The sequence below is a fragment of the Psychrobacter luti genome (assembly GCF_014192115.1).
In the GTDB taxonomy this organism is placed as follows: domain Bacteria; phylum Pseudomonadota; class Gammaproteobacteria; order Pseudomonadales; family Moraxellaceae; genus Psychrobacter; species Psychrobacter luti.
On record NZ_JACHXL010000001.1, the window covers coordinates 720,658 to 741,215 of the forward strand.

The 20,558-nt window shown below is 38.7% G+C and carries 19 protein-coding genes, 1 tRNA gene and 1 pseudogene; 10 read left to right on the forward strand and 11 right to left on the reverse strand.

Annotation, left to right across the window (positions count from 1 at the left end; translation table 11 throughout):
- Positions 1–49: 49 nt before the first annotated feature.
- From FHS24_RS02830 to FHS24_RS02840, 3 genes are all read right to left on the reverse strand, one after another.
- Positions 50–1,840 (reverse strand): potassium/proton antiporter, encoded by a 1,791-nt coding sequence (locus FHS24_RS02830; RefSeq protein ID WP_183618511.1) that lies wholly within the window; start codon positions 1,838–1,840, stop codon positions 50–52.
- A gap of 340 nt (positions 1,841–2,180) precedes the next feature.
- A complete protein-coding gene (locus FHS24_RS02835) occupies positions 2,181–2,516 on the reverse strand; it encodes a GlpM family protein (RefSeq protein WP_183618512.1) in 336 nt (111 codons plus the stop codon).
- Positions 2,517–2,781: 265 nt separating this feature from the next.
- On the reverse strand, positions 2,782–4,446 hold the full coding sequence (locus tag FHS24_RS02840) for an alpha-keto acid decarboxylase family protein (protein ID WP_183618513.1): 1,665 nt from the start codon (positions 4,444–4,446) through the stop codon (positions 2,782–2,784).
- 260 nt (positions 4,447–4,706) lie between these two features.
- Between FHS24_RS02840 and FHS24_RS02845 the strand changes: the two genes are divergently transcribed.
- A tRNA-Gly gene (locus FHS24_RS02845) sits at positions 4,707–4,781 on the forward strand.
- A gap of 427 nt (positions 4,782–5,208) precedes the next feature.
- On the opposite strand, the gene FHS24_RS02850 is transcribed toward FHS24_RS02845, so the two are convergent.
- Positions 5,209–5,433, reverse strand: coding sequence for a helix-turn-helix domain-containing protein (locus FHS24_RS02850; protein ID WP_133104085.1), 225 nt, complete (start codon positions 5,431–5,433; stop codon positions 5,209–5,211).
- A 196-nt stretch (positions 5,434–5,629) separates the two neighbouring features.
- On the opposite strand from FHS24_RS02850, the gene FHS24_RS02855 reads away from it, so the two are divergent.
- From FHS24_RS02855 to FHS24_RS12395, 3 genes are read left to right on the forward strand one after another with little or no spacing between them, the layout of a single operon-like run.
- Positions 5,630–5,845: a hypothetical protein gene (locus FHS24_RS02855; protein ID WP_011513303.1), complete on the forward strand. Its 216-nt coding sequence runs from the start codon at positions 5,630–5,632 to the stop codon at positions 5,843–5,845.
- A gap of 16 nt (positions 5,846–5,861) precedes the next feature.
- Positions 5,862–7,085: a tyrosine-type recombinase/integrase gene (locus FHS24_RS02860; protein WP_183618514.1), complete on the forward strand. Its 1,224-nt coding sequence runs from the start codon at positions 5,862–5,864 to the stop codon at positions 7,083–7,085.
- Entirely contained in the window at positions 7,082–7,270 is a 189-nt protein-coding gene (locus FHS24_RS12395; protein ID WP_227671704.1) for a hypothetical protein, read from the forward strand. Before FHS24_RS02860 ends, FHS24_RS12395 begins: the two co-directional genes overlap by 4 nt.
- Positions 7,271–7,783: 513 nt before the next feature.
- Here FHS24_RS12395 and FHS24_RS02870 read toward each other — a convergent pair.
- The 7 genes from FHS24_RS02870 to FHS24_RS12405 all read right to left on the reverse strand — a co-directional run bounded on the left by FHS24_RS02870 (position 7,784) and on the right by FHS24_RS12405 (position 13,998).
- The gene (locus FHS24_RS02870) at positions 7,784–8,383 is read right to left on the reverse strand and encodes a hypothetical protein (RefSeq protein ID WP_183618515.1); all 600 of its coding nucleotides are present in this window, start codon (positions 8,381–8,383) and stop codon (positions 7,784–7,786) included.
- A gap of 54 nt (positions 8,384–8,437) precedes the next feature.
- Positions 8,438–9,475 (reverse strand): PD-(D/E)XK nuclease family protein, encoded by a 1,038-nt coding sequence (locus FHS24_RS02875; RefSeq protein WP_183618516.1) that lies wholly within the window; start codon positions 9,473–9,475, stop codon positions 8,438–8,440.
- 195 nt (positions 9,476–9,670) lie between these two features.
- Positions 9,671–10,684, reverse strand: a complete 1,014-nt coding sequence (locus FHS24_RS02880; protein ID WP_183618517.1) for a leucine-rich repeat domain-containing protein — start codon at positions 10,682–10,684, stop codon at positions 9,671–9,673.
- A 32-nt stretch (positions 10,685–10,716) separates the two neighbouring features.
- The gene (locus FHS24_RS02885; RefSeq protein WP_183618518.1) at positions 10,717–11,946 is read right to left on the reverse strand and encodes a PDDEXK-like family protein; all 1,230 of its coding nucleotides are present in this window, start codon (positions 11,944–11,946) and stop codon (positions 10,717–10,719) included.
- A gap of 51 nt (positions 11,947–11,997) precedes the next feature.
- Entirely contained in the window at positions 11,998–13,086 is a 1,089-nt protein-coding gene (locus FHS24_RS02890) for a helix-turn-helix transcriptional regulator (protein WP_183618519.1), read from the reverse strand.
- Positions 13,087–13,140: 54 nt separating this feature from the next.
- Positions 13,141–13,692, reverse strand: a complete 552-nt coding sequence (locus FHS24_RS12400) for a PP2C family protein-serine/threonine phosphatase (RefSeq protein WP_227671705.1) — start codon at positions 13,690–13,692, stop codon at positions 13,141–13,143.
- Positions 13,693–13,737: 45 nt separating this feature from the next.
- Positions 13,738–13,998 (reverse strand): hypothetical protein, encoded by a 261-nt coding sequence (locus FHS24_RS12405; protein ID WP_227671706.1) that lies wholly within the window; start codon positions 13,996–13,998, stop codon positions 13,738–13,740.
- 475 nt (positions 13,999–14,473) lie between these two features.
- Here FHS24_RS12405 and FHS24_RS02900 point away from each other — a divergent pair, with 475 nt between their 5' ends.
- The 6 genes and pseudogenes from FHS24_RS02900 to FHS24_RS02920 all read left to right on the forward strand — a co-directional run bounded on the left by FHS24_RS02900 (position 14,474) and on the right by FHS24_RS02920 (position 20,393).
- Positions 14,474–15,526 (forward strand): WG repeat-containing protein, encoded by a 1,053-nt coding sequence (locus FHS24_RS02900; protein WP_183618520.1) that lies wholly within the window; start codon positions 14,474–14,476, stop codon positions 15,524–15,526.
- A 250-nt stretch (positions 15,527–15,776) separates the two neighbouring features.
- Positions 15,777–16,733: a WG repeat-containing protein gene (locus FHS24_RS02905; RefSeq protein WP_183618521.1), complete on the forward strand. Its 957-nt coding sequence runs from the start codon at positions 15,777–15,779 to the stop codon at positions 16,731–16,733.
- Between the two features lie 61 nt (positions 16,734–16,794).
- Positions 16,795–17,565 carry a hypothetical protein gene (locus FHS24_RS02910; protein ID WP_183618522.1) on the forward strand — a complete coding sequence of 257 codons (771 nt, stop codon included), beginning with the start codon at positions 16,795–16,797 and terminating at the stop codon, positions 17,563–17,565.
- Positions 17,566–18,410: 845 nt separating this feature from the next.
- On the forward strand, positions 18,411–19,277 hold the full coding sequence (locus FHS24_RS02915) for a leucine-rich repeat domain-containing protein (RefSeq protein ID WP_183618523.1): 867 nt from the start codon (positions 18,411–18,413) through the stop codon (positions 19,275–19,277).
- 430 nt (positions 19,278–19,707) lie between these two features.
- Positions 19,708–19,854, forward strand: a pseudogene (locus FHS24_RS12685) (IS256 family transposase); the annotation flags it as partial.
- Positions 19,855–20,036: 182 nt separating this feature from the next.
- Positions 20,037–20,393, forward strand: a complete 357-nt coding sequence (locus FHS24_RS02920; RefSeq protein WP_183618524.1) for a phospholipase D-like domain-containing protein — start codon at positions 20,037–20,039, stop codon at positions 20,391–20,393.
- The last annotated feature ends 165 nt before the right edge of the window (positions 20,394–20,558 follow it).

Here is a 20,558-nt window from a genome sequence, read left to right on the forward strand (position 1 = left end):
AATCACGAGCTTTGTATAGACAATAACGATAAATAACAACAGCAAACAGCTACCCCGCCTTGGGTAGTTCCTCGCGTTTTAAGCCTATGGTTCTAAGCTTACCTTTATCATCGACTTCTTTGATAACCAGTGACCATTCATCATTAATCGCCACCGTATCACCAGATACCGGCGCCATATCCAAGCTGTCTTTGACGTATTCAGCAACCGTTTGCTCCCACATACTTTTTTCGTGGTCTTCTGGTTTGGATTTTAACTTATCGACCAAAGATTCAGAGGTCATAACACCGGTAAAAAATGGCAAATCGCCCAGTTTGACATTCGGTGATAGTAGCCAATCACCATAAAAGTCATCGATGGCTTTACGGTCTAAGGTTGTATCATTAAAAATTTTGGCAATCTGACTGGCATGATTGCCGCGCATGGCATACCAGACACTATCACCAAATTTAAGCTTGGTATTCTCATCGACAATGACAATCTGTTGCCCACGCACCAAGGCAAACACACTAATCTCATCAGGGTTGACGCGGTTAGAGATGCCCATCGGATGGCGACCAATCGCAAACGCCCCTGACTTTACTTGGAACTGATATAACGTAATACTCGCTTTGTCCGATACCCAAACCTCATGCTTTTCTTCGGGATCTTTATTATTGGGGATACGTACTTTAAATAAATCGGCCATAAAGGGAATGGTCGTACCTTGCAAAATCAAAGATAAAACCACCACGCCAAAGGCAATATCAAACAACATAAAGGCATCATCAATACCTGCCATCACCGGTAAAATCGCAAGGGTAATAGGCACTGCGCCGCGCAAGCCGACCCAAGAGATAAAACCGATTTCTCTGTCTTTAAATTTAAAAGGTTTAACACTGCTATAAACAGCAATGGGACGAGCAATCAAAATCATAAAGGCGGCAATGGCGACCGAGTAATACCAAACATTGAGCACGTTTGATGGTGTGACCAATAGACCCAGCACCACAAACAATACCGCTTGTGATAACCACGCAAAGCTGTCCATCACGCGCATGACATGCTCGGTTGAGCGTACTTTATGATTGCCTATCAACACCCCTGTAAGATAAACGGCTAAAAATCCGCTGCCGCCGATTAAATTGGTCGCCGCAAACACCGCCAAGCCAGCCGATAATATCAAGATGGCATACATGCCTTCTGCCAGATGTACCTTGGGCAATAACCTTGACAATAAATAGCCAAATAGTAAGCCCATACCGAGGCCAAAGCTAAGCTGTTGTAACAGCAAACCTAAAAAGCCAAATACTGTCTGTCCAGCAGGGTCAACATTTAAAGCAATCAACCCTGTCACCAATAAAATAGCTAAAGGATCGTTGGCGCCGGATTCCAATTCAAGTGTGGCTTGGACACGATCGTTAAGCTTAACACCACCATTACGCAGCAATGAAAATACCGCTGCCGCATCGGTTGAACCAACGATAGCCGCCATCAATAGCCCAAAGCGCCAATCGACGTCGAGTAGCCAAGTGACGAACACGCCCAGTATCATGACCGTCGCAAGTACGCCCCATGTGGCAAGCGTGATGGCTGGCTTTAGCCCAACTCTGAAAGATTTAAAAGAGGTGCGCAGTCCACCATCTAATAAAATACAAGCCAATGCCGCTTGCCCGACAAAGTTCGCAAGACTATATTGAGAGAACTCAATACCCAAAAGGCCTTCTTCACCGGCGAGCATCCCGACGACTAAAAACAATAGCAAAAGAGGAACGCCCAAACGCGCCGATAGCGTACTCGCCATGATGCTGGCAAAAATTAATACTGCTCCTACGAGATACAGGATATTTAAGGTATCCATCTTTTTTTAAGCCCTATTTTTATCAGTGATAACGAGTGGAATGATTGCGATAGTGTTGATCTAATTACTAACCTTTGTATTGATATTGATATTGATATTGATATTGACCTTATTTTGCGGCGGATAGCGCTGTGTTTAATATTGCAGACAAAATAATAAAACTGTCTTTAAGAATAACATCGTTGACCAAAGCTAGAGAACCTATATTCACAGCAATCGTCTTAAAATCCTTTATTAATCGCTTCATTTTCTTTATCAGCTTCTAAAACATCAGTTTATAAAAAGCCACTTTTACTCTATTGTTTGAATGGTAGAAAATACTGCCGTTTTTAAATCACCACTAAGCTTGAATATATTGCCATGCAATTACCAAAATAGCCGCTGCAATTGTCCAAGCGACCACGCCCAATAAAAGCGCCTTATATAAGCTGACATAACTGATGCTAAAAAACACCACCAAGGTATAAATAAGGTGCGGAATGACACCCAGCATACTAAAAATCAACGCTACCTTTAAGTCAGCAGGGCTACGCTCAGTGCCAACAATAAAATGGCTAATCAAGGTAAATGTGGGAAACAGCGGTGCCAAGGCTGCCAAATAAAAGAAGCGCGTCTGCGCAAAAAGTTGAATCAGTAATACCATCAAAGCGCCAATAAGCATTTTTAGCCAAATCATGATGGCCTATCTCCTATCACGTGTTAATCGCATAATTTAGCATGATAACGAATACTCCACGCAAAATGGTCGATAATAAATCATTAGCGCTGTAGAACCTTAGCCATACGCATCATTAATGTTATAAAAATTGCCATGCTACAACATAAAAAAATCCCTATTTAGCATAACGCCAAACAGGGATTTTTTTATAAGCTTTTTTAATGAATAAAGTGATTACTAAGTATTAATCTATTTTAATTTAAAACCCTTTATAGTACTTAGGCTATTTAGGTTTAAGGGCAGCGCTGATATCAGCCAATAATGGTGGAATATCATGCTTATCTGCAATCACTTCTAACATCACCAGCTTATCTTTGGTGGCAGCCGCTTTTTTCAACGCCGCTTTTAATTCGCCAGCGGTTTCCACTTTCATAATTAAGCTGTTTTCTTCTGTCGCACCAAATGCTTTTGGCATCATTTGCCAATCGCACTTCGGAATGTCATTGTAGCGTTGGTTTTCACCATGAATCGCCCGCTCAACGGTATAGCCGTCATTATTAATCAGTACAATCACCGGATTGATGCGCTCTTGAATCATCACCGCGATTTCTTGCACCGTTAATAAAGCCGAACCATCACCAATCAATAAGATACTACGCTTATGCGGGGAAGCAATAGCACCACCCAAACTCGCTGGCAAGGTATAGCCGATTGAGCCCCACATCGGTTGCCCATAAGACGTCACGCCTTCTGGTAGACGCACATCACTGATACCAAAATACGCCGTACCTTGGTCAGAAAAAACCAGATTTTTATCATCGAGAGAGTCGGCAATGATGTGCCATAAGTCATCTTGGCGAATCGGCTCATCATCCTTGCCGTTTTGTTCATGCGGCTTCATCTCTTTGCAGAATTGCTTGGGCACGATCTCAATACCCGAGGTCATGACTTCATGCAGGGTTTGCAGGGCATCTTTTAGCGCAATCGGCGCAAAGTTTCGACCACTGATAGACGCACGCTCATAATGCAAATCTACCACGACTTTTTCATCAATATCTTGGCTAAAACCTGCAGTCGTAGTATCAGTATATTGCACGCCGATTTTAATTAAGCATTCGCAATTTTCTACCGCGTCTTTAACCACAGGACGTGATGCCACGCCAGCATAAGTACCCGCCCAACGCTCGCTGTTTTCATCAAGCAAAGTTTTGCCCCAAGATAGCGTGGTATAAGGAATATCGGTATCAGCGATTAAAGCTTTTAGCTGATTTTGTAAACCCAAACGATGTACCATCAAATCTGCCATCAGTGTGGTGGTTTTGTTTGGCAAAAAATCTATTAGCGCTTGTTTAAAATCTGCTAACGCTGCTTGGCTGGTGATGTCTTCTTGGCTATCGTCAAGCTTGGTCGTGGGTGGATAAATCGGCATTTTTGCCACATCTGGTGACAATAACAAATAGCCGGGGCGATGCTTTTTAAGAATCAAGCGAATGACGCGATCAATCTCAGAGGCAGCATTATCGGGCGTGATATGCGCCCGAGCCACAGTAACGGGTTCAACCATTTTAATAAAATGATTAAATACGCCATCACCTAAAGTGTGGTGAATCCGGCGTTTTGAATCTTGCAGCGCCGTGCTTGGTGCGCCGACCACATGCAATACTGGTGCGTATTCAGCAAAAGAGCCTGCCGTGGCATTAATCGCTGATAGCTCACCGACGCCAAAAGTAGTTACCATTGCAGCAAAGCCACGCTCGCGTGCATAGCCATCAGCGGCATAACCAGCGTTCAACTCATTGGTGTTACCCACCCAGCGCAATTTATCAGAAGCAATTACGTTATCCAAAAACGTTAAATTGAAATCACCGGGCACCCCAAATATTTCAGTCGCACCCGCTTCAGCGATACGATCAAATAAGTAATCAGCGATGGTATATTGTTGACTCATTTTTTATCCTTATGATTTATCATTATAAGTGTTAATAATGGTGTATATGATAGTTGTTCTCTATAAACCGCATCCCAGCCTATTTCTGTAATGCAAAGCTTTTGGAATGTAGAATATAACTATCTGTTATAACATACGATGAGGGGCTGATGACATAGCTAATTTGCTAACTTTTACTTTTTTTCGTGATAGGTATTGACACCCTCAAAAAACTGCGTATAATACGCCTTCATCAACTGACGATAGTTAATTGATAATTAGCGGGAATAGCTCAGTGGTAGAGCATAACCTTGCCAAGGTTGGGGTCGAGAGTTCGAATCTCTTTTCCCGCTCCAAATACTTAAAAAGCCTCACTTAACAGTGAGGCTTTTTTTGTCCGAGTTTTAGGGGCTACAGCGTTTTCCAGTATTAGCTATTCAGTCTAATTGCTAAGTTTATCTAATATATTAAAAGCTTAAAAATCAGCACCGTGACCAAAACGTGACCATTTCGTGCCCACGCTATAAACACTGATTTCGTAATTGACCCCAACTTATTATTCATATCTTTATAAAAAGCGATGCTAAGAAATATTTTCTTAACATCGCTTTTCCTTTTTTACTGCTTTTGTATATTGAGCTCATAGCGTGACCAAAACGTGACCAAATCATGAAAAAGTAAGTTTTTAAAATAACCCCAACCTTAATTTTAGGCCTTGGAACGTCATATATATAAGGCTCTACCACTTATTACTCTGCGCATATTTTTCAATTTTGTAGATCCTCAAGACTCTTCATCATCCTTAGTATTTGGCTCATAAATAAATAAGTCACCTACCTGCACATCCAAAAACTCACATAACTGGTCGATAGTATTGAAGTCAATTCTTGATGACTCTTCATTGTATAGCTTATGAAGTGTTGATTTACTCATGCCTGTTGCCCTTACAACATCTGCTACGCGCAGTTTTTTCTCTGCCAGAATAACAGGGAGTTTAGACACAATCATAATTATTACCTCTTTTCGGGTAAAAATGCTTTACATTGAGGTAAAAAGATAATATAGTACACAAATCGGTTATTAATTACCTTTAAGCGGGTAAATAATTACTGATTACTTCAAGGTGCATTCTTACAGATTGATAAAATAATTTTTATTCTATCACTTAATGCGATGACTTAATAACTGAAAAGAGGTAAAGACCATGAGCAATACTTATTTAACAACTGATGAGTTGGCTGAACGTATCAAGTACGACGCACGTACTATCCGCAATCAAATGAAAGACACCGTTTTGATTGAAAACATTCACTACATCCGTCCTTTTGGTGGCCGTAAGATTCTGTATGTGTGGGAGCGTATCGAAGAGGATATGTGCAAGCCGGTTATGAGCGCTATCAACGGTATGGCACTTCAATAATAGAAGGAGATTTATCATGGCTACTATACAAGGAAGGTTTGGCAAACTAATCGCCGACTTCTACTACCTAGGTATACGTTGTCGAGAAAAGACTAGCTTGGAAGATAACCCAGCTAACAGAAAAAAACTAGCGACTGTTTTGAAAAAGATAGAGGCAGAAATAACCCTAGGTATCTTTGACTATGGCGCTTACTTTCCGAAGAGCACGCGTTTAAAAGAGATGACAGCACTGGCTGATAGAGCGGAAGCTTGTATCAGTCGTAATCCCACCTTTCGGCAGTTTGTCGATATTTGGTATGAGGAGAAGAAGACTGAATGGCGGCCGAGCTATCGGCAAAAGACGCAGATTATCTTAAATAAGTACTTGTTACCTGAGTTTAGTGGTAAAGCAGTACATGCGATAAAAAAACCAGACTTGCTGACCTTCCCTAGCTCCCTCGCCAAAGTTCGTTACGGTAAAGATGGTCAGTCAAGTCTGTCAGTAGCACGAATCAATCAGATTATGATACTTCTTCGTATGATACTAGAAGAAGCATCAGATCGCCATGAGTTTGAGATGCCTTATAAAAATATTAAGAATCTCAAGCAAGCTCGTCCGGATGTTAATCCTTTTACATTGAGTGAGGTATGGCTGATTTTAAAGCATGTCCGCGCAGACTATAAGCCCTATTACACCATTCGCTTCTTTACAGGAATGCGTACCAGTGAGATTGATGGGCTTAAATGGGACTGCATAAACTTTGATCGTCGTGAGATCAGTATCAGAGGGGCATTAGTCAACGGTGAGATGGGTCCGACTAAGACGTTAGGCTCACAACGTGACATTGCGATGTCACAACTGGTCTATGACGCCCTACTAGAGCAAAAGGCACGCACCTTTGGTAAGTCTGAGTTTGTGTTTTGCAATTCACAAGGCAATCCGATGGAGTACCGTAATGTGAATCGGCGGGTATGGAAGCCTACGCTTGCCCTACTCGGCCTCAAACACCGGCGTGCTTATCAGACTCGGCACACCGCAGCGACGCTTTGGCTGGCTGCTGGTGAGAATCCTGAGTGGATAGCACGGCAGATGGGTCACAGTAGTACAGAGATGCTGTTTCGGGTGTATAGCCGTTATGTACCTGATATTACCCGTCAAGATGGCTCAGCAATGGATAACTTGCTCTTAGCGAGTAAGGAGAAGCTAACCAGTGCATCGAATAGCTCTAATGCACAAACTGACAAGGAGGTGTCACAATGACAATTATCAATTATGGAGAGCTGTTTGCTGAGTTTAAACGGGATGGTGCAATCAGTGAAGATGCGAATGTTATTGCTAATGCATTGATGCATGAGCTGTATGTTTCATCGGGTCATAGCCTCGCTCGCTTTTTAGGAGTAAAGCGCTGTTTTGCTAATGATATGGCGATGCGGGTGTGGGTTTAGAAGCGCTTAGATGCTCAGGATGGGTACTTTGTAGAAGATATGAGCAGTAAGCTTCAGAGCGAGCTTTACGAGCTATTACCGCAGTCTGGCTATGGCGACTACTAAGGAGAATATGATGAGTGTAAAGCTTCAGCCGAATATGACGCAGAATGCGCGAGATTTAAAAAATCCGTGAGGATTACTGATCATATGATAACGAAAGTGATTATATCGCACATATAGAAAACATCTGTGAGAAGTATGAGATTAGCACTCAAGTACTATTCGAGACAATCAGTGAGTGTTTTGCTTATTTAGATGATGTGCGATGCGAATACTGTGGTTATGTGTGCCCTTTACAGATACCAGTAGACATACCTTTTATGCGCTCAAAAGACAGTTGGTGCTGTGAGGTATGTGAGCATGCTGTATGGCGGGAACATAATAGTAGATAAGTTGTTCAAATTTTAAAGCTAGGCAGCTTGGGTTGCCTGGCTTTTTATTCATGCTTCTCTCTTAAATGTAGTAAAGGTCTTAATGAGCCTCAGCATATATCATTCTTAAACGAAAAGAATTAGCTTCATCGCTAATACTTGTACAGTAGTACTTATATAACTCATCCCCTACAATGCTCTTTTCAAGAAAATCTATTATATAAGAAGTATGGTTTATTGAGAGGCTCTCGCTACTCTCCATGCCTACTAATAGACCTTCAACATTAAGGCCTTTAGGGAGCTGATCAACCAATTCATGGGCTGTAGTTTTTACCATATCTGTTTCAAATTCATCTGTTATATGAATTTGAATGAATTTATAAGATCGTGATCGTTCAAATAAGTTTTTGATATCGTTGACATCTATACCTATCAAGCCTCGCTGACTGATATTCAACAATTTAACCACTTGGCTTACGTCTTCAGATTGACACTCAACAATACCCTCTACGATATCGAAACTCACCAACTCACTGTCAGGTGTCTGTATACCTACTAAGAAATAAGCATCTGTTTTTTCTTTTAGCTTCAATAGCGATTGCTCATTCCAGTCATCGCTAATACAAAAACAAGCGATAACTGATGGATTATATTCCTCAATATTTGGTTTATATAGAAGTGCGTTAGGGGTTTCTATCATAAATAGAGCCTTGTTAAAGGATAAATTCATACTAATGCATAGCAACCATGCTAATCAACAATCACTTTGCTTCTCATATTGATCCACCCCATGATTTATAAACTTACGCAAGTCATTTATAAGTGTATTTACATCTTCTAGGTTCACTAAGCTCGTGCTATTAGTATTGATAATATCTGTATCAAGTACAGCGAAGGTCATATGTCTACCTAAACCAAAACGTTTAGGTTTACTAACCGTTAAGTCGAAGTTAGACGCTTCTGCTACGAATAATTTATAAAATCTATTTCTAAAATTTTTACGGTTTTCTTTCTGAGGTATAGCCATTTTAAAACAAATTTTATCTTGTTCTAATTGCAGATAAATATCTACATCATCCACTTTGCGAGTAAACCCCCAAAACCCCATAAAACCTCCTGATGGGTTAGCTACATAGCCCCAACTCCCTTCTCCTAATTGTGATTGTGATTGTAGATATTGAAAAAAACCTATCCAAGCTCTATGTCCCCATTTACTAACTGGTAAGTACTTAAAGCTTTGCACTGCATCCTCAATGGATGTTAGATAGTCGTAAAAATTGGTATATATATCACTATACTTTAAACCTTCATGTCTTTCATTGTTGAATATATCTAATAAATCTTTTCTAGTAATAGGATAAAATCCATCTTCTAATACTCTTTTATAACTGCTTTGATCATGAGTCTGCAAATAAATAGCAACAATTTTGTTTTCTTCAAATATTGTAGAATGCCCATCAATCATAAACTGCTTATATCGAACTAATTGATTTGAGTGCTGAATACTGCCTACCTTATCTTCGATTAAGACACAGTAGGTGTCATTAATAATACATAGAATATCAATATTACTCACTTGGCGTTGTACGACTATAGTCTCGATGGTATTCGGTATTTCTTTACCAGCTTTTTCGAAGAATAACGCTAAGACTCTATTTGCGATTCCATTTAGAGCCTTTTGTTTGTCGTCTCCTTTTTTATACTCTTTTTTTGCCCAAGAAAGTAACCAGCATATAAATGCATCTTGAGACAGCTCAGAAGTAGCAAACTTGAATAAATTGGGCGTTGTCATGATTAACCCTTAATTGATTTTTAAAATATTTTTTTATTGAAGTAAAAATAATGTACTAGCTTATTAAGACTTATATAGAAGTATCATAGGGAAGCCCATTAAAGCAGACATTACTTAAAAAGCTGGAGACCGCTTTTCAAGTATTTAACGATAACTAATTTTGAATCGCTTGTTTCAAAAATGCACTTAACCCAATTAGCTAGCAACATATATCGCTCCCATCCAACACCGATCAGGCTCATCAATCACTTCTGCATTAAAAAATAGGTTCTTTTCATCTAAAACCTTAGCCTCAATAGGAGCGGCTATGTTGTTCCATTCTTCAAACGATGGATAACGACTGCCCTCAAATTTAAAAATAAAAGACTTTATGCTAATTTCTTCAGGGATTTGACGGACAATTTGACTGAGCGCTACATCTAACTTAGACATGCTAATTATGCTTGATTGGATGAACCTAGCAGGTCTTTTAAAGCTGAGCGTATCTCTCAGATCATCATAAGGGATACCAACATAATTCACGCCAATAGATTCTAAGCAAAATGCAGTTTCAAATACCTTCATGATTTGTTGTACTTCATCAGGCTTGCAAATGATAATGCCATCTACCACATCAAATTGCTTAATAGCTTTTTCAGTCGTTTGCAGACCGAATAAAAATTCTGGTGCTGTCTTTTGCTTTAGATCAATTAATTGACTTTCATCCCAATCATCCTTGACAAGGAAAAAACCAAATGCGGCTAAGTCATATTCGCTTTTTTGCGGCGTATACAACTTTGTAAAAGTGATATTTTTAATCCACAATTCATTGTTACGATATCTTTCAATGACAGCTATTGGTAATCGACTAATTAACTGATTAGGAACATCTATTAGGCTAAGATTCTCAAGATTAGCGATGCTATCAGGAAACTCCTGTATTTTATGGCTATTGACCGTAAGCTTCTCTAACTGACTTAACTGCCCTACTGATTCTGGTAAATGCTCAAGCGCTTCGCAGTTTAGCTTGAGATTGGTTAAGTTGCATAAGTAGCCAATACTTTCAGGTAACTTAGTTAATTGGCTACAATCAATACTCAGGTCTGTTAACGCCAATAGAGTAGCGTGATCACGTGGCAAGACATCTTTAGAAATCTTAAACTTATCAGCCCATGTCCACAGCTCTGTCATCCATAGTTGCACATCAGTATTACTCTTAATTTCTGACATAGACTATATTCCTTTATTGAGTTAAGGCATGATTATTGAGTGAGGCATTTCAAAACATCAAAAACACTATCCATTTCCTCTAAAATTTTATCTGCCATTGTGCCTTTATCTATCATTAGCCATGCCTCACTTGAACCTTTCCAATCCTGTGGATAAAAATAATAGTAAGCAGGCCATTGTGGAGAGGAGTTTACTTTTTTATCAGCTAGCACGGTATTTAAGATTGTTTTCATTTTTTCCGTATATGGACAAGATTTTGCCTCTTCTGCGGAAATAAATTTAATGCCTAAAATGGGATGGTCGAAATTTGCATTATCGAACTCGAAGCAAACCCATCCCATATCGTAGCCAGGGATTATAAATCTAATCTGTTCGTACCTTCTACCTTCACCAAGATAAGTGACATCCAATTCATAATCAGTTTTTTTACATTTCGCTAATAAGTCTATTTTCAGCTTTGCTATCAGCTCTTTCTTCATTCGATCCACAGTGTTAGAAACCTTGATACTGGCATCGATGGTAGCTGCATTTTTTTTAATAATATCTAAAACTGCATTGTCTTCACTCATATCTTCAATCCCCATAAATTGCTTTTGAATAAACTTGATTAGCTGTGTAATAAACTCACTGACACTGTGGTTATGGCATTCTACTTTACACGCTTTGAGCCAAACAATTAGATCGCTAAAACGAAGATGGCTATATTGCTTTTCCTTTTTCAACGCTTCTAATTCACTCATATCAATACTGTATTTGCTCGGACCTTCATTAGACTCATTAAGGTAAATAAGATGCCAAGCCTTGTGGCTTCTTTTTTTAAGCTCTTCAGCATAATCCCTTAACTGCTCAAACTGATCTACCGCATAAGGCTTGTTCTCAATGCAAACACCGTAACTGTTCTCACCCACCCGACATTGTAGATAAATATCCATACGGCGTAGGCTATTACTTCTTGATGTAACTTGCTCAACAAAAACCTCTGTTTTATCAACATTATCAAGAAAAATCTGCCATTCTGGAGCTTTGTACATATCAGGTAGGCAATGCTCAATAAATAATCTTAAAAAGGTTTCTTGCTGAGCATGACTACCTTGTGGATCGAGTAGAGCCGCTAAAATACGGCTAAGTCCCAATTCATCGGTGGTGATATAGTCAAAAGTATTAAAGTCAGGTGAAAGCTGCCGACTGTAGAGTGCTTGCGCAGTCTCTAAAGCATGGATTTTTTGGCTGACTGCATTTATTAAGGTCTGGACTTCACTCACAATTATATTTCCTTATAATTTATTAATAGTTGTTGAATACATCTTATTGCACTAATCCTCATACAACTCTAACGCACTCTGTAAACGCTCTAGAATAACCGTTTTTAACGCTATTGGCTCAACAACCACGGCCAGCTGCGACATACTCATCAGCCAATCCTGCAGACGCTTAGTATTGGCAACAGTAGCACTTACCTGATTCCAAGTATCATCTATCATAGTAATCTGCTGATCTTGTGATAATGGACGCTCATAAAGATGCTGACAGGCATATTTTTGCACTCTTAAAACTAGTTTGATCTGGTCATTATCAGTCGGTTCTAACTTACCCAATTTATTCAAATGCTCTAATGAAAAAGCATTTCTCCCTACCCAATCAGGTATCACCTTATCTATTACTACTGCCTCAGCAATACGATTAACCGCAAAATTACGATGCGCTTCTAGCAGTAACTCATCATCGATATGATCATCAGTAGGATTAAAGCCTGTGAGGTAGATCATATTGCCAATAAAGATAAGTCCTTTGGGGTATATCACTCTTTCAGCAGAACTGCCATGCCATTTATTTTGATAACTAATTTTGAGTTGCAGTCTATTTAGCAGAGCTTGGTGAATACTGGCCATCACATCATTATTAAGCGTCGGTGCTTGTACGATACTAGGTAAGGTAATGAGATAATCTTGCCATTGTCCTAGCTTACTTTGATTGAAACCATCCTTATTGTGCCGGCCTAATTGGGTGAGCTTATCTGTGATATTTTGCTTAAAAGATATCGGCAAATAGTTTGCGGTATATTTATCTAGCATCTCCCAAAAGAAGACCGTTTGCTCATTGATAACATCGATGCTGAAGCTCGGCTCAATATAAAAGCGTGCTGTCTTTCCACTAATATTTTGCCCCCACGCTGGTACTCGAACCAAGGCTTCACTATAAAAAATATCGCTAAAGATTTGGTTTAGTGCAATCAGATCGTTCTCTAGGTTTTTACGCTCATTAGCAAAACCTTTGAGGTCATTGCCATAAGCACTCATAAGCTCAGTTAATGAGATGGCTTTGGCTTTATCACGTGGCAAACGTTGATAGAGTATAAATAGGCGTTCTGATTTATTATAGCTGGCGATAGGATGTGTGGGCATATTGGCTTCTCTATTAAGTGAACTCAGTAATGAGTTCATTATTCAAATAAACATTTAATCAAAACGAAGCAAAATCGCTGTGCCATTATCATAAGCATCACCCTCGGAATCATAAACTTGGTCCTTCAAAGTGATTAGCCAATCCTGTAAATCAGTCTCTTCACTGACAGCTTGCCATTCATGACTTGGCACTAAATCATGAATGCCATCCGTACAAACCAAGAGACAGTCGCCACTATGAATATCCATCGTTCGAGAGATACTTTCTGGCGCTTCACTACTTAGGTAACTGCTATCACTAGTTAATGCAAAGCATTCAGTAATGCTATATAAGCTCCCCGCCATCCCTTCTCGGTTATATTCTGTAAACTCTGCTTGGCGACCTTGCTCCTGTGCCTGCTGGTCAATGAGTTCATTTAACAAGTTATGATCACGAGTCAGGCACTGCCATTGTGACTCTCCTTTAGGCAACCAGTAAACGCGGCTATCACCGACATGGGTTATCTTCGCCTTTATTGCCCCATCACTATTTAGCTCTCCAACAATTATCGCCAGGGTTGCCGCTGCACCATGACGCTTGCTTGAGTGCTTAGCTTGATTAATCAACTGATGAATACTGTCTGAGCGGATACTCTTTTGCTCACTCCACAGCTAACTAACTGATTTTACCACCGCCTTTGAGCAATGCTGTGAATAATTGGAGCTGGCAACACCGTCAGAGACTGCTAAACAAAAAGGAAGTGTAACTGGTGTCACTGCCATTACTCCTAAGTCTTCTTGATACCAGTTATCTAAAAAGAAAAAAGCGTCTTGCTGCAGGTTATTACTGGCATTACCTTGAAAGGTAATTGCACAGGTTTGTGCTGTAGGAAGCATATTTTGGGCTTTATGTTTATTTGAAGAGATATTCATGATGTTGAGCCTATATATTTATCATACAGGCTAGTATAACGAACAACCTATAAAATTATTTTCTAGGTTAGATTTTATCTAAATGAAATACATACATTTAAAATTATTTTTCGCAGAAGCTAGGGTAATCTAATTTAAATTGTTGTACTGATAAATAGTAATTAAGTTGATGTCTATATCTTGAATAATTATTCCACCTACTTGCCTCTTAAACCTAAATAAAATAACCCTTATTTCCTTTATCAAATTCACTTTAAATTAAACTAATGTTTGTATATGAAACCAAGTTAATTGTTGCTAGAATATAACCTTTTTATTAAAGTGGATATTCGTCATGTATCACAATAGTTTCTTTGTTTAAGTAGCGGTTCAGCAGCGTTATTAAAATTAAAAAGCTATTTACTATTGAAATTTGACGTCAAATTAGCGCTAAATCTTCAGCAAACAATATAAGAGTATAAAAAGGACAATTAGGATGTTAGGAAGAAAATTTATTGTTTTGTCAGTAATGGCAAGCCTTGCCCTTAGTGGTTGTAGTAAAAACGAGTCCGTTCCAGACACCGTAAATACTACCGATAATATGAGCGTCGAATCAAAAAAAATCGAGACAGAATTAAATAAAAAGCCGAATACAGAAGTGGCACCAGAGTCAGATGAGTCACCAACTGTAAAGACTGATTCTAAATTGGTCCAATATACTGTGGCTAATGGTGAGTATTCAGAAGTATGTGGCTTTAAAAATAGTGAAGGAAAGATTATCTTAAAAGCAGAGTATGACTTCTGCGGTGATTTCCATGATGGCATGGCTTATCTACTCAAAAAGAATCTAAAGTCTGATTCTGACGGCGGCTATTACATTGGATACGTTAACAACTCAGGCGAGCTTGTGATCCCAGTAAATATCGAAGCAGATTATGGCTGGATGCTGGATGCAAGAGATTTCAGTGAAGGCGTGGTCGCTATTCTAAATAAAGACCAATGGGGATATATGGATAAAGAAGGAAACACAGTTATTCCTTTTAAATATGAAAGTGCCTCAGATTTTTCTAACGCTCTAGCAACAGTATCAAAAGACTACAAATACGGTGCGATTGATCATTCTGGTAAAACGGCTATTGATTTTAAATACAACCATTTAGGTGAATTCAAAGATGGTTTAGCAAACTTCACACCGACAGACTCAGAAAAAAATGGCTTTATTAATTCCAAAGGCAAAGAAATAATTGCCCCCATTTGGGATCAGGCAATGGACTTCTCTGAAGGGCTAGCTGCGGTCGCTAAAGGCGACTATGACGCTAAGTGGGGATTCGTTGATACCTCAGGCAAAGTCGTTATAGAACCACAATATGATCATGCTTTTCTTGAACCAGGTGGAGATTCATCCGATGTCATTGGTGGCTATTTTGAAAACGGTACTATGGTTGTGTACCAAGACGGTGAGGACGGTCAAATTGCGGCGATTACGATTGATAAAAATGGTAAAGAGCTTAAGCGAAAAAACTATGCAAATTATTCTGATTTGCTCTGATAGATCCATAGTCAGACATGAAAGCGGTCTACACCCATAACGTCATTTCTCAAAGTTAAAGTGACAAGATAGTAAAAATAAAAAAGGTTTTATATCTTACTTTATACCTGTAAAGTCTCTTATTTTGAGGGATAAACCCGCAATTACCGTTCGTCGGATCAATATTTTAACGCTAAATTAAGCGATATAATTTCGAATACGAATCGAGTTTAAAAAAAACATCTTCATTCAATAACAAGGAATACAACTTATGACTTTATCCCCTAGCCGTTTGCTTTCTCTGGCTGCTGCACTTAGCCTTTGCTCTTTTACATTATCTGCCCAAGCTTATGTAGATAACTGCAAGCCACCAAAGACAAAATACGCTGAAGTATCTTGCACAGCAGATGATAAATACTTCGTTGGACACAACGCTGACTATAGCGTGCAAACCCTATTAGATAAGCAAGGAAAGGCACTACTAAGTTTAAAGGGTTATGAAAATGTAGACTACTATAGTGTTGACAATGGTGTCTTTCCAGTGATGAAAAATGGCAAAGTCGGCTACATGAATACACAAGGAAAGCTCGTTGTGCCAACGGTCTATGACAACATGATAGACCCTGATGATAAATATGATGAAAGATGGGCTGAATCTCCTTCAAAAGGTCGTATCATAGTTTCAAAAGGCGGGAAATTAGGCATTATCGATACCTCTAACAAAGTCATTATGCCTTTTAGTAATAAATACAGTTCTATTGAATCCTTTAGCGAAGGCGCAGCACCTGTGATGTCAAAAGCTGGTAAATGGGGCTTTGTTGATAAGGATGGTAAAGAAATTATTGCTCCGCAGTATGATGGGACAAACGGTCACTTTGGCGGCGTCTACGGTTTCTCTGAAGGACTGGCCGGTATGGAAAAAGGTGGGAAATGGGGCTATATCACTAAGACAGGTAAAGTCGCTATACCTTTTGTTTATGATGAAATACGTCCATTTAAAGAAGGCGTCGCGGGCGTCTTAAAAGGTAATAAATGGGGCTTCATTGATGGCACGAATAAAACCATCATTCCTTTTAAATATGCTGATAGCAATGTTGAACGGTATAGCGTCAATTATATGGGTGCCAACTATTTCATATTTGAAGATGGTGTAGCAGAAGTTGCGACTATCAATGAGCAGACGGTTTGTATTAATAAGTCAGATAAAAAAGTAGCCTGCCCACAATAAATGCGTTTTGCTATTCATAAATAGTTATTAACTACTTTTATACTTTTCAAGGAATTATATAGTGCTATCTAATCGTCTGCTTTCAGCTTTTACTTTAATGAGTTTTATTGCTTTATCTGGTTGTTCTGACCAAACCGCCGTAGAAGATACTAAGCAAGATACTACTGCCAAAGAAGCAGTTACCACAGAACCTGTCGTGACTGCCTCAACGGATGCAGCTGAAACCGAGAAATCAGCAGAAGAGGCAGAGGTTGTCGTTGAAGAAAACCCACCTAGATTTGCCAACATTACTGACTCACTGGCACTTAAACCAAATGCAGAGTGGAGCTGGGATACATTAGCAAGCACACCTGATATACAAAAATGGGACCCTAAAACGCCCACTAAAAATGAGTATACGCCTGAAGATCCAAGCTACTATATATGGGGTGGTTTAGACGATCATGGTGGAGTCTCTGCTTATGGTACAAAAGATAAGCCCGTGTTAATTAAAATCAACTCTGGTCAAGGCGTTATGGAAGATGAAACAGGTAGCGCTGTGTATAAGACTGAGGATCTCTTTAGAGCAAATGAGCTTACTCGAGTGAAATCAAACTGTGATACCGAGGAAGATGGTTTATTCTCACAACAATTTTACAAATGGCAAAAACCAGGATATCAGCCTCTTTATGTCTATGCCATCACAGACCAAGCCAATGCGGGCACCTCAAGTGATGTTGGGATTGCCAAAAGCTTTGATGATTTTTTTAACCTTGACTATAGCAATGCCCTTATAAACTTAAGAGCTTTGGATGCTGAAGGCAATAGTGTGACTTGTACCTTTGAACTCTAATTCTTATTCAATACATTTGAATCTTAATGAATTAAACCATGAAATCGAATCATGTATAATTGTGATGAAAGTCGAAACTCATTCATTATATAAAAAATGCAACGTGAGCCGTCTCAATCTATTGGATTTTTCAGTTGGTAAAAAATCCTATTTTGGAAGACCTCTCAGTGCTATGTCTACTTAGACAATATCGTATATGAATAATGCGGTTATGCTTGTCCGATAAAGTACTTGTATATTTGAGCATTCTTTGGGGTGAACAGATAAAAGAAAATAAATGAGTATTAACCGTCAAAAAATCCAGACAGCTAAGCTGTCTGGATTTTTTGTGTGCAGTATATCTTCTCTTGAACATTATCAACATTTGATAAGCCACTTCACTTTTGACAAATGCTAAACAGCTTGTTATGATAAAAAAACATCGTGGGTTTACCGCTACTTCCAGCGCGATGAAAAATAAAGACTGGTAAAACGCACAACTCCTTTTCGCTCTGTAAGGTGACTGTGTCGTTTCAATTTGGCACAGACAGAGCAACAGGAGATTTCTTTATGACTACTTCTAGTCGATTGATTCCAACTTTTATATTTCTTAATCATTTTTCTCATACTCAGCTACTGAGTCTTATGAGCGCTTTATGCTATCCCGCTTTTTTAAACAAGCTCTCCAAACAGCGTCATAAGCTTTTATCAGTCTCAGTTACTGATAGATCAAGCTATGTTAAAAATATGGCTTACCTTGGTTTTATTACTGTGCCCAACTACTCTGCAGTTTGACACATAACAATAAGACCAGCTAAAAATTCGAATGCACTCACCTCATTTAACGATTATTAAAAGGTAACCTTATGACAGTATATAGCGATGAAACCAACAAAGATGACCACACTACTCGCAATCAAGATACGGGCGTTGAAGACTGGATGTTAGAGATATGGGACTGGATCGATAACCATAATATGCATTGTGGCCCTGATAGCATTGTCCCTCGTGATCCTGGGGCATTACGTCAGTTAGAGCGACTTGATTTAGGATATGGAAAATTGACGAGTTATAGCTATATTGATAATAAGTCAGTATTACAAAGCGAAAGTGAGTCCACTAAGCCATTGCCAGGCGCTATCGGCAATTTAAAAAACCTAAAATATCTTAGACTAATAGGTTTTAAGGAGCTGCCGGAAGAGATTGCTCAATTAGATAGCTTAGAGACGCTGGTTTTTATGAAGTGCGCTTTCACTGAATTCCCAAAGGTACTGTGTAAATTAAAGAATCTTAAATCGCTTAATATCTTTTCAAAAAGCTTGGAGAGATTTCCTGATGAGCTCGGTAATTTATCTTCACTTACCAGTTTTGATATGAGAGGAACGCAGGTTCAGGAGTTACCTGACTCTATTGGCAATCTAAGCAAGCTCACAAGTATTCAACTGTGCGCTAATAGAGATTTGAAGGCCTTGCCTGAGAGTATCGGAAATTTAACAAACCTTGATAAACTAGACATACGTGCTTCTGATTTCACAACCCTGCCAAGCTCGATAGGCAATCTACATCAATTAAAAAGTCTTGGACTCTATCACAATGACCTACAAAGTTTGCCTGATAGTATTGCCAGCCTAAAAACATTGGAACAACTCGATGTTAGTGAGAATCGTCTCTCAGATGTATCAGAAACTGTTAATCAATTTTTGGGTAGAGTGAGCGGTAAGGTGACTTGGTAAAAAGTAGCGCACGCAACTATGGCGTGTCATCAATTAAGCCCAAAAATGTAAGAAACCAAATGAATAGCACTTAGGAAATAATAAGCTAAACTACCGTAATAAAAAATTTTACATAAAAAAATCGTGGGTTTATGACCACTCTTCCCGCGATGAAAAATAAAGACCAGTAAAACGCACAACACTTTTTATTCTGTAATGTGTTGTGCGTTTTAACTTAGCAAAGATAGAGCAATAGTAGTTATTATGAATAGCAAAAAAAAATAACGCGACTTGTACTAAGAATTTTCAAATTAAAGACTGAATGTGGGAAATTTGGGATTGAGCACGTATACATGATATACCTGCTAAAGCCATTTTTCATGTGCCTGAAGTCTTGAGATTTTCCCAAGCTCTGTGTACGGCTTATAATCCGCTAACCTGAGAATAAGCAATGACTACTCAATCTGACATTAAAAAACTAGCCGAGCAAATTACCAGCAGCATGAACAGCTTTGACGATATCCAAGATTTTTAGGAATAGCTCATGCAATCCTTTATCGATACTACCCTTGAAGCCGAGGTAAAAGACCATCTTGGTTAACCCAAGCACGAGGAAGCAGACAAGCCTAATTTTCTAAATAACTAAATAACTAAATAACTAAATAACTAAATTGACATGCTATATCAGATAGGTAGCTTTTGACGTTTAATTAATATATATAATATTATATTGATTCTGAGAAAATGCTTAGTCAGCATATATTTTATAGGATAGACTCTATGATGGCGCTAAAAGCAGTTATTTTTAATCCATTTGAGCATAATTTGGCTAAAGAACTGTTTTTACCTATTATAAAAAATGCTATCGGTTATGATTGTATGATAGGTTATTTTAATAGCTCTTTTTTTCGAGCCATAGCCCAGTCACTTTTTTATTATTTGCAGTCAGATTTCAATTATCGGATGCATTTAATTGTTAGTGCAAACTTATCAAAAGAAGATATTACAACCCTTATTAATTTGTATGAAGGCAATATACATTACGAGGATATGACTGGATTTATTTTGAATCAAGATAACCTAACCCAATCAACTTTTTATGCTCGCGCTTATCTTATTAAGTTAGATAAAGTTTGAACTAGAAACAGCCCTACCAAAACTAGGGCTGTTTCATGTTAAATGCTGGTTAATTCCGTAAATTGACGGTAGTGAAATCATAGTTCAAGGGTGAAGTAATCATACTGACAGTAGCTTAGTAAGAAAACTTGAATATTTGAGTGTTGATTCCACTTTAGGGAGTAA